Source organism: Kineococcus gurbantunggutensis, from assembly GCF_050871925.1.
Lineage (GTDB): Bacteria > Actinomycetota > Actinomycetes > Actinomycetales > Kineococcaceae > Kineococcus.
Window position 1 is genome coordinate 1 of the sequence record NZ_JBJLSG010000192.1, and the last position, 8,205, is coordinate 8,205.

Below are 8,205 nucleotides of genomic sequence, written 5' to 3' on the forward strand. Positions count from 1 at the left end.
CCATGACGCGGTCGAAACCGGTCAGGGCCCGCACCTCGCGCGCCAGGCGCCGGCACAGCCCGTCGGTGCCGGAACTGCCGGCCAGCCGGGCGATCGCCGCCCGGGTGGCGCGGTAGGACACCGGCGCCCCGCCGCCCTCGAGGGGTTCGAGCTCCACGAGCAGCCGCTCGCCGGAGACGTGCAGCACCACGTCGGCGTCCACGGGCCCGCCGGGCACCTCCAGGCGCGCGTGCAGGACCTCGTCGAGGTCGCCCGCGGCGTCGGCCGCGCGCACCCGCCCGGCCGGTTCCTCGCCGAGCAGGTCCGCCAGCCCCGCGCCCAGGACCTCCTCCAGCGGCCGGCCGAACAGCCCCTCGGCGTTGGCGGAGGCCACCACGACGCGGTGCCCGGCGCGCTCGGCGGCCAGCAGCACGCCGTGCGGCTGCACCGCGCCGGGCACGTGGACGGGTTCGCTCTCGCACGTGGTCAGGTCCACGGCCCCGTAGGCGGGGGCGAAGGCGGCGGGTTCCTGCGGTGCGCCCGCCGGCCCTGTGCTGGACCGTTCCACCGCGCCGCTGCCGGTGGAGGGGTGGGCGGGACTGCTGGCCTGCACTGTCCTCCACGGGGCGGGTGGGCGGCCGACGGCCACCGGTCCTCCCACCGTAACCCGCTGCTGCGGTGCCCGTCGCGGCGTGGGCCCCGCCCGGCGGTGCTCCGTGCGGGTGGTCCCGCCGGTGCCGGGCTGCAGGAGCGCCGCCCGGGCACCGATCCCCTCCTACGTCCCCGGGAACCCGGGGCGGGGAGGGGGTCGAGCGTGAGGCTGCGCGACGCGTGGGCGCTGGACGACGGGCGGCGGTCCACCACCGCCGCCCCCCGCGGCGTGCTCCCGGCCGGGGCCGAGGACGCCCTGCAGCACCTGGCCGCGGAGGCCGCCCGGCGGCTGGGCGCGCCGATCGGGCTCGTCACCGCCGTCACCGAGGGCGGCACCTTCCTGCTGGGCCAGCACGGGGTGAGCGGCTGGCCGGCCGCGCTGGGGGCGGTGCCCACCCAGTGGGCCTTCTGCGCCGAGACCGTGCGCACCGGGCGGGCCCACCTGGTGGCCGACACCGCCCGGGACGAGCGCTACCGCGCCAACCCGCTGGTGCGGCAGTTCGGGTGGGTCAGCCACGCGGGCGTGCCCGTGCGCCACGCCGACGGCTCGCCCCGCGGGGCCGTGTGCGTCTTCGACACCCGTGCGCGCACCTTCACCGACGAGGACGTCGCCGCCCTGCGGGCGCTCGCCGAGCAGGCCGAGCGCGCCCTGCGCCCGCTGCCGGCACCGCGCCCGGCGGCCCGGCGCGCGAGCGCCCGCGCCTGACGCCCGGCGCCCGGGCGCACCACCCGGGTGGGCGATCCAGCGCTGCGCCGCCGGCGCCGACCCCCTGGGAGGGGGACCCGTCGCGCACCGGGCGCGCGGGCCCGGGCACCGGGGGGACGGGGGAGCGGCCATGCCCGCAGCACCGCGGCACGCGCGCGAGGACGAGCGGCTGGCCTCGCTGCGCAGCTACCAGGTGCTGGACACCGGTGCCGACGCCGCGCTGGACGCGCTGGCGACCGCGGCCGCCCGGGTCCTGGGGGCCCCGGCGGCGCTGGTGAGCCTGGTCGACGAGCACCGCCAGTGGTTCAAGTCGGCCCCCGGCGCCGAGGCGGTCCTGGGTCCCGGGGTGCGCCAGACCGCCCGGGAGGACTCCTTCTGCGCGCACGTGGTCGCCGCGGAGGAGGCGATCGCGGTGCCCGACGCCACCGCCGACGCCCGCTTCGCCGACCTGCCCATGGTCACCGGCCCGCAGCACGTGCGCGCCTACGCCGGCGCGCCGATCGTCGGGCGCGACGGGCTGCCGCTGGGCGCGCTGTGCGTGATGGACCGCGAGCCGCGCGAGCTGGACGCCTCGGCGGTGCGGGTGCTCGCCGACCTGGCCGGGGCGGTGGCCGAGCTGCTGGAGCTGCGCCGCGCCGAGGCCGCCGCCGGGCTCGGCGCGCACCAGGTGCTCGCCGAGAGCCACCGGCTGCGCGCGGCCATCGACGCCGGGCAGATGGCGGTGCACTACCAGCCGGTGGTGGACCTGCCCTCGGGCCGCTGGGTCGGCGTGGAGGCGCTGGTGCGCTGGGAGCACCCCGAGCGCGGGCTGCTGCCGCCGGCGGCGTTCCTGCCGGTGGCCGAGGCCAGCGGGCTGGTCGTCCCCATGGGCCGGCAGGTGCTGACCCTGGCGTGCACCCAGGCGGCGCTGTGGCGCGAGCGCGGCGGCGCCGCGGGTGCCGCCGCGGACCTGCACGTGGCGGTGAACGTCTCCGGCCGCCAGCTCAGCGAGCCCGACGTGGCCGACGTGGTCGCCGAGGCCCTGCTGGTCAGCGGCCTGCCGCCCGAGGCGCTGGTGCTGGAGCTGACCGAGACGTCCCTGGCGGGCTCGGGCGCCGAGGTCGACACCGCCCTGCAGCGCATCCGCTCCCTCGGGGTGACCCTGGCCCTGGACGACTTCGGCACCGGGTACGCCAGCTACAGCTACCTGCAGCGCTTCCAGCCCGACGTGGTGAAGATCGACCGCTGCTTCGTCGCGGCGCTGGGCCGCTCCGAGCGCGACGACCTGCTCGCGCGCTCGCTGGTGCGCCTGGGGATGCAGCTGGGCTGCGGCATCGTCGCCGAGGGCGTGGAGACGCGCGAGCAGGCGCAGACCCTGACCGCCCTGGGCGTGCGCCACGCGCAGGGCTACCTGTTCTCCGCCCCGCGCAGCGCGCACGACCTGGAGGGGCGGCTGACCACCGCCGGGTGAGGTCCGCCGGGTGAGGGCCCCCGCCTGCGCGCCGACGCGCCGCGCGGACCCGGGCACCGCCCGCGTCGGGGAGAATGGGGCACCCACCAGGACGGCTGGCGCGACGCCAGAGGAACCCCCGGCGTCAGGAAGGTGCACGTGCCCCAGAACCCGTCCACGACGGACCGGCCCCCCACCGGTCCCCCGCCCCCGCTGCCGTCCCCCTCGGCCGGCCCGGACGCGGCGCACCCGCGGGACGCGGCGCAGGACGCGGCGCGGGCGCTGTCCGCGGACCCCGCGCGGGTGGCCGCGGCGCGCCGGCTGCGCCCGCCCGGCGGCACCCTGCCCGGCCTGGACCGCATCGCCTCCCTGGCCGCGCGCCTGCTGGGCGCCACCTCCGGGCGGATCTCGCTGCTGTCCGACGTGCAGAGCCTGGTCGGCGCCGCCGGCCCGCAGCCGGACGGCGGCGGGGACGGCGGCGGGGACGGGGGCGAGGACGGCGGCGGCGAGGAGCCGCTGGCGCAGTGGCTGTGCACGCAGACCGCCGCCTCCGGCGAGCCCGTGGCCATCGGCGACACCCGCACCGACGGGCGCGTCGCCGGGCTCCCGCCGGTGCGCAGCGGGGTGGTGGGCTCCTACCTGGGCGCCCCGCTGACCGCGGGCGACGGCCAGGTCGTCGGCGCGGTGTGCGTCTTCCAGCCGACCGCGCGCGCCTGGGACGAGGACGACGTCGCGCTGCTGCAGCAGGTCGCCGCCGCCGCCGCGGCCGAGCTGGAGCTGGCCGCGCTCAGCAGCGACTACCGGGCGAACAAGGCGCTGCTGGAGGTGGCGGTGCAGGCCGCCGGCATCGGCACCTTCGACCTGGACCTGGCCACCGGCGCGCTGGTGTGGGACGAGCAGATGTACGCCCTGTTCGGGGTGCGGCGCGAGGAGTTCGGCGAGGACCTCGCCGAGGCGATGGCGCGCATCCACCCCGAGGACCGGGACCGGGTGGACGCCGACGTGGCCGCGGCGGTGCGCACGGGGGTGTTCGCCTCCGCCTACCGGGTGCTGCTGCCCGGCGGCGCCACCCGCTGGCTGGAGGGCCGTGGGCGCACCCTGCCCGACGCCGCCGGCGCGCCGGCGCGCCTGGTCGGCGCGGCCCACGACGTCAGCGCCCACCGGCGGGTCACCGAGCGCATCGCCGGCGCGCTGGAGTCCATGGCGGTGGGCTACCTCGTCCTGGACCCCGACTGGCGCATCGCCTACGTCAACGCCGAGGCCGAGCGCATCGGCGGCCAGCGGCGCGCGGACGTGCTCGGGCGCACCCTGTGGGAGGCCTTCCCCGCCACCGTCGGCTCGGTCTTCGAGGAGCGCTACCGCCGCGCGGTGGCCACCGGGCAGCCGGAGGTCTTCGACGCGCACTACCCCGAGCCGCTGGACGTGTGGGTGGAGGTGCGCGCCGTGCCCGAGGACGAGGGGCTGGCGCTGTACTTCCTCGACATCACCGCCCGCAGGCGCGCCCAGCAGGTCGCCGAGAACGCCGCCGCGCGCGCGCAGCTGCTGGCCGCGGTGACCGCCGAGCTGACCGGCACGCTGGAGGCCGAGGAGGCCGTGGCCCGCCTGGCCCAGCTCGTCGTGCCCGCGCTGGGCGACTGGTGCGTGGTCACCCTCGTCGACGACGACACCTCCGCCAGCACCCCGGCCAGCGCCCGCGACCGCGTCGCCGCCGGCCGCACGGGCGAGCTGCGCCGGGGCCTGCGCGACGTGGGCCGCTGGCACCACCGGGAGGAGCTGCGCCCCCTGGTCGAGGACTACGCCGACCACCGGCTGTCCGAGCTGACCGACACCGCGTACCTGTGGCGGGCCCTGTCGCGCAGCACCCCCGTCGTCATCAACGACGCCACCCGCGCCATCACCGGCGTCCTGGACCCGGACGGGCGGGTGCGCGGGGTCCTGGCGCGCCTGGCGCCCAGCTCGGCGGTGATCCTGCCGCTGCGCGGGCGCGGGCGCACCGTCGGCCTGATCACCGTCTTCGCCGGGGCCGAGCGGGCGCCGCTGAGCACCGAGGTGCTGGCCACCGCCACCGAGGTCGCCGCGCGCGCGGGCCTGGCGCTGGACTCCGCCCGGCTGTACCGCCAGCAGCGCGACCTGGCCGAGGGCCTGCAGCGCTCCCTGCTCTCGGACCCGCCCGAGCCGGACCACGGGCAGATCGTGGTGCGCTACGCCCCGGCCGCCGAGGCCGCCCAGGTCGGCGGGGACTGGTACGACGCGTTCGTGCAGCCCGACGGGGCCACCGTGCTGGTCATCGGCGACGTCATCGGCCACGACACCCAGGCCGCCGCCGCGATGAGCCAGGTGCGCACCGTCGTGCGCACCCTGGGCGCGCTGGGCGACGACTCCCCGGCGCGGGTGCTGGCCCAGGCCGACCGGGCGATGGCGAACCTGCAGATCACCACCACGGCCACCGCCATCGCCGCGCGCCTGGAGCAGACGCCCGAGGAGCGCGGGCGGGGGCTGACGCGGCTGCGCTGGTCCAGCGCCGGGCACCCCCCGGCGGCGGTGGTGCACCCCGACGGCGCGGTGGAGCTGCTGGACGGCGGGCACGCGGACCTGCTGCTGGGCGTCCTGCCGGACGAGCCGCGCACCGACCACGAGGTCGTCCTGCGGCGCGGGGCCACGGTGGTGCTCTACACCGACGGCCTCGTCGAGCGGCGCGACCAGTCCCTGCACGAGGGACTGGAGCGGCTGCGGGTCACCCTGGCGGAGCTGGCCGCCGAGGACGGCGACCTGGACTCCCTCGTGGACCGCCTGCTGGCCCGGATGCTCCCGGCCCGGCCCGAGGACGACGTCGCCGTGGTCGCCGTGCGCCTGCACCGCGAGGACCGCCCCCGCCCCGCCGAGGCCGGTCCCCGGCGGGTGCCCCCGCACGTCGCGCGCCAGCCGGGGGCCGACGGCCCCTGAGCCCCGGTGCCCGCGGGCGCCGGCGCTCGAGGGCAGGGGGTGGCGTCAGGCGGCTTCCATCGCGGTGCGCAGGCGCCGCAGGACGGCCTGCAGCAGCCGGGAGACCTGCATCTGGCTGACGCCGAGCTCCTCGCCGATGCGGCTCTGCGTCCAGCCCTCCTGGAAGCGCAGCGTCAGCAGCCGCGCGTCGCGCTCGGGCAGCGAGGTCAGCAGCGGCGCCAGGGTGACGTGGTCCACCACCGTCTCCAGGGCGGCGTCCACCTCGCCCAGGGTGTCCAGGACGCTGAGGCTGGAGCCCTCGGCGTCGGCGACCAGCTCGTCCAGGGAGTGCAGCCGGTAGTCCTCGGCCGCGGCCATGCACTCGCCGACCTCCTCGGCGTCCACCCCGAGGCGGGCGGCGATCTCCGAGACCGTGGGCGAGCGGCCCAGGTCCTGCTCCAGCTCGGTGCGGGCCGCGCTCAGGCGCGGGCGCAGCTCCTGCAGCCGCCGCGGCGGGCGGATGCTCCAGCTGCGGTCGCGGAAGTGCCGCTTGATCTGCCCGGAGACGGTGGGCACGGCGAAGACGACGAACTCCCGGCCCACGGTGCGGTCGTAGCCCTCGATGGCCTTCATCAGCCCCACCGCGGCGACCTGCTCCAGGTCCTCCAGGTCCTCGCCGCGGCCGCGGTAGCGGCGGGCGATGCTGCGCGCCATCGGCAGGTTCAGGGTGGCGATGCGCTGCTGCAGGCGGGCGCGCTCGCCGGAGTCCTCCTCCTCGGCCAGCTCGTCGAACAGCGCCGCCGTCCGCGCCGCCACCGCGTCGTCGGAGCCGGGGCGGTGCACCGGCTGCTGGGGGGTGGGCCGGTCGTCCGCGGCCCCGGTGGCGGGGGCGGGGACCGTCGCGCCGTCGCCGGGGGAGCGGGGACCCGCCGTGGTCCCCACCGCCACCGCCGCCTGCAGCGCCTTCTCACCGGTGGTGCTCACGTCCGGAATGTCAGCAGGGTCCGGGCACCTCGGCAACCGCGCGCCGCTCGGGCGCCGGCCCGGCGAGGGCCGAGAGGACGGCGCGCGCCAGGCGGGGGTCGGCCAGCAGCCGGAAGTGCCCCACGGTGTCGATGCTGACGTTGCGGGCGCCCTCCAGCCGGCTGGAGCCGGGGATGTTGGGGTCGACGCGGCTGTAGATCGAGGTGATGGAGGCGTTGACGTCCTGCACCGCGCTCAGGGTGCGCAGCAGCTCCCCGCCCGGGGCGAAGACGCGCACGGCCCGCAGCGGCACGAAGCGGGCCAGGGAGGAGCCGGAGAAGGGGGAGTTGACCGCCACGAGCTGGCGGAACCGGCCGTCGGCGTTGTGCTGGACCAGCAGCTGCTTGCCGATCAGCCCGCCCTTGCTGTGCCCGACCAGCGCCAGCCCGCCGGCGAGCCCCAGGCCCTGCTCGTCCACGTGCCGGCGCACCGCCAGCGCCGCCTGCGGGATCTCCCCGCCGTTGAAGCCCAGGCTGGTCACGACGTGCACGGGGTGCCCGGCCCCGTGCAGGACCTCGATCAGCGGTTCCAGGAAGCGCCAGGACTCGAAGACGCCGGGGACCAGCACCACGGGCACCGCGTCGCCGGTGGCGGCGGCGTGCTCGGGGGAGGGGGTGCCGCGGCGCAGGCTGCGCAGCTCCCAGCGGGCCGCGTACAGCCAGTCCGCGCCCGCCCACCACGCCACCGCCGCGCGGCGCCTCAGCAGGGGCAGGTCCACCGGGGTCCCTCCCGCCGGGGTCCGCGGGTCGCCGGGAGGGGGAGCCGTCGCCGCACGCCCGGCAGCGGACCACCCGCCCCGGCCGGGCGCAACCGGGGGGCCCTCACGCGCAGACGCGCTCGCCCTCCGCGGGCGGCGCCCCGCCGGCCCCGCCGGCCCCCCCGGCCTCGCCGGCGGCGCGGCACTCGTGCGCGACGCTGCCGGTCCCGCCGAGGGCGCTGTGCAGGTCGAAGGGGTCCAGCAGCCCGCGCAGCCGGGGCGGCACCGCGGCCACCCGCAGGTACCGGCCGCGGCGCAGGGCGTGCCGGTGCAGGGCCTCCAGGGCGCTGACGGCGTGGCAGTCCAGGTCGGTGGTGCCGGCGAGGTCGACGACCACGGGCGCGCTCTCGTGCTGCAGGACGTCCTCGACGAGCGAGCGCAGCGCCGTCGCGCCGGCGGCCCCCAGGAAGCCGTGGAAGCGCACCACCACCACGGGGCCGACGTTCTCGCGGCGGAGCCGGAACCTCGTGGGCGCACTGATCACGAGCGTCTCCAGTGACTACTGAACGTTGACGGCCCGCTTCAGGACGTGACATGACTCTAAGTGACCGGGCCCGTCGGCGCTACGTGGCGCGCCCGCGGTGGTGGGACTGCATGGCCTCGCTGAGCTGCTCGTCGCTCAGCGGCGGGGCGGGCAGGGGGGGGGGGGGGGGGGGGGGGGGGCGGCGGCCGGCGGGGCGCCCCGCCGCGTGGCGACGCCACGAGGGCTCCGTCTCCAGCCCTCCACCGGCCCTCGGC

General features: G+C 78.5%; 6 protein-coding genes and 1 pseudogene. 3 read left to right on the plus strand and 4 right to left on the minus strand.

Annotation, left to right across the window (positions count from 1 at the left end; translation table 11 throughout):
* A pseudogene (locus ACRYR7_RS22585) lies at positions 1 to 592 on the minus strand (hypothetical protein); the annotation flags it as partial.
* Between the two features lie 201 nt (positions 593 to 793).
* Between ACRYR7_RS22585 and ACRYR7_RS22590 the strand changes: the two are divergent.
* The 3 genes from ACRYR7_RS22590 to ACRYR7_RS22600 all read left to right on the plus strand — a co-directional run bounded on the left by ACRYR7_RS22590 (position 794) and on the right by ACRYR7_RS22600 (position 5,708).
* Positions 794 to 1,336: a GAF domain-containing protein gene (locus ACRYR7_RS22590; protein WP_432574361.1), complete on the plus strand. Its 543-nt coding sequence runs from the start codon at positions 794 to 796 to the stop codon at positions 1,334 to 1,336.
* Positions 1,337 to 1,466: 130 nt separating this feature from the next.
* The gene (locus ACRYR7_RS22595; RefSeq protein WP_432574362.1) at positions 1,467 to 2,786 is read left to right on the plus strand and encodes a sensor domain-containing phosphodiesterase; all 1,320 of its coding nucleotides are present in this window, start codon (positions 1,467 to 1,469) and stop codon (positions 2,784 to 2,786) included.
* 138 nt (positions 2,787 to 2,924) lie between these two features.
* Entirely contained in the window at positions 2,925 to 5,708 is a 2,784-nt protein-coding gene (locus ACRYR7_RS22600) for a SpoIIE family protein phosphatase (RefSeq protein ID WP_432574363.1), read from the plus strand.
* A 45-nt stretch (positions 5,709 to 5,753) separates the two neighbouring features.
* Here ACRYR7_RS22600 and ACRYR7_RS22605 read toward each other — a convergent pair whose 3' ends face one another.
* The 3 genes from ACRYR7_RS22605 to ACRYR7_RS22615 form a co-directional block, all read right to left on the minus strand.
* On the minus strand, positions 5,754 to 6,671 hold the full coding sequence (locus tag ACRYR7_RS22605; RefSeq protein WP_432574364.1) for a SigB/SigF/SigG family RNA polymerase sigma factor: 918 nt from the start codon (positions 6,669 to 6,671) through the stop codon (positions 5,754 to 5,756).
* 10 nt (positions 6,672 to 6,681) lie between these two features.
* Complete coding sequence (locus ACRYR7_RS22610; protein WP_432574365.1) at positions 6,682 to 7,428, minus strand: esterase/lipase family protein; 747 nt, start codon at positions 7,426 to 7,428, stop codon at positions 6,682 to 6,684.
* Between the two features lie 103 nt (positions 7,429 to 7,531).
* A complete protein-coding gene (locus ACRYR7_RS22615) occupies positions 7,532 to 7,951 on the minus strand; it encodes an STAS domain-containing protein (RefSeq protein ID WP_432574366.1) in 420 nt (139 codons plus the stop codon).
* Positions 7,952 to 8,205 lie beyond the last annotated feature (254 nt).

Coding starts and splice junctions, on each gene's coding strand:
- ACRYR7_RS22595 (WP_432574362.1), top strand. CDS start 1,467: ATGCCCGCAGCACCGCGGCACGCGCGCGAGGACGAGCGGCTGGCCTCG.